Origin of the sequence: Atopobium deltae, from assembly GCF_001552785.1 — a bacterium.
In the GTDB taxonomy this organism is placed as follows: Bacteria; Actinomycetota; Coriobacteriia; order Coriobacteriales; family Atopobiaceae; genus Atopobium; species Atopobium deltae.
Genome location: NZ_KQ959488.1, coordinates 1 through 1,221, shown reverse-complemented (window position 1 = coordinate 1,221; position 1,221 = coordinate 1). Strand labels below are relative to the sequence as shown.

Here is a 1,221-nt window from a genome sequence, read left to right as displayed (position 1 = left end):
TGTGCGCTTGCAATAGCGGTGCCTGTTGTTTTTGTTTTGTGGTTTGTTTTCGTTTTGGATTTAAACTTTGAACCTTTGTGGTGGATAGCCTATGCCTTATCAATTCCATTTTGGGCTTTAGGGTTTTGGACTCCACAAAATATGAAACCCGAAAAATTCTTACCGCTACTGCTTCGCCACAAATATGGCAAAGCTCGTCTTTTGTATACCTCTAAAGATCGTATGCCTACCGTTTTATCTAGCAAGAAAGGAAATCTGTCTAATGCCTATAAAAAATTTAGAAGCACCCGAAACTCAGAGCTATGCAGCTTCGACAACTAACCTTGATGAACAAGCTTTTTCCAATGTTGCATCGGTATTCATAAAACAAAAAAAGAACTCCTTGAAGGGTTTTTCCCGCAAGGAAAAGAAGGCTTATAAACAAGCACTGAAAGCTGACCTCAAAGAGCTTGAACAAAAGTCACGAGATCTTAAACAACAGCGCAAACAACTTGAGAAAACTCGCTCTAAAAGCTTCAAGGATGCACTTGCAGCTGTCAAAGTTGATACTGAAGATGTAACCAAAAAAACAGCAGCAGCTCGCAAGCGTACAAGTGACGCTCAAAATGTGTATGATTTGCTCGGTTTTAAATACATGTACAAAAACGGTATATGTGAGATTGTTGATGGTCTTTTTACACAGACCTTAGCCTTCGAGGATATTTCGTATCAGTCCAGCTCGGAAGAAGATCAAATCAAGATCCATGAACAAATGAGTGCTCTTTTAGATTACTACACTGAAGATTGTGCTTTGCAATATTCGGTATCAAACATAGCCCTTAGAAAAGATCAGCTAGGTCATCAAGCATTTTTTGATGTTAAAGATGAGTCTTTAAAACCCTTAGCCCAAACCTATAACGATATTTTGAACCAAAAAGTGCTTGAGGGCGTTTCAAATATGTATCGAACTCGGCTTTTAACAATTGCAACACAAGCAGAATCTATTGATGAAGCCACACGCAAACTCGCAAGGCTTATGTCTTATGCCAAACAACAACTCAAAAATCTTGGTAGCTCTACTCATGTTTTAAGTGGGGTTGAATATTTACAGGCAATCTCACATATTACTCGTCCTGAGTATGATTATCATTTCGATTACAAAAACCTTATGTCTTCAAAGTTTTTAACAGCAAAAGATTCAGTGTGTCCTTCCATTTTGGATTTCAAAACAGATTCACTCGC

At 38.2% G+C, this 1,221-nt stretch carries 1 protein-coding gene and 1 pseudogene; both read left to right on the top strand.

Going from position 1 to position 1,221, the window contains the following annotated elements; all coding sequences use genetic code 11:
- Nucleotides 1-321: pseudogene (locus tag HMPREF3192_RS06770) on the top strand (PrgI family protein); the annotation flags it as partial.
- Nucleotides 263-1,221: bZIP transcription factor (locus tag HMPREF3192_RS02845; RefSeq protein ID WP_231723341.1), on the top strand; the 959-nt coding region annotated here is incomplete at its 3' end. The pseudogene HMPREF3192_RS06770 and the gene HMPREF3192_RS02845, both read left to right, overlap by 59 nt.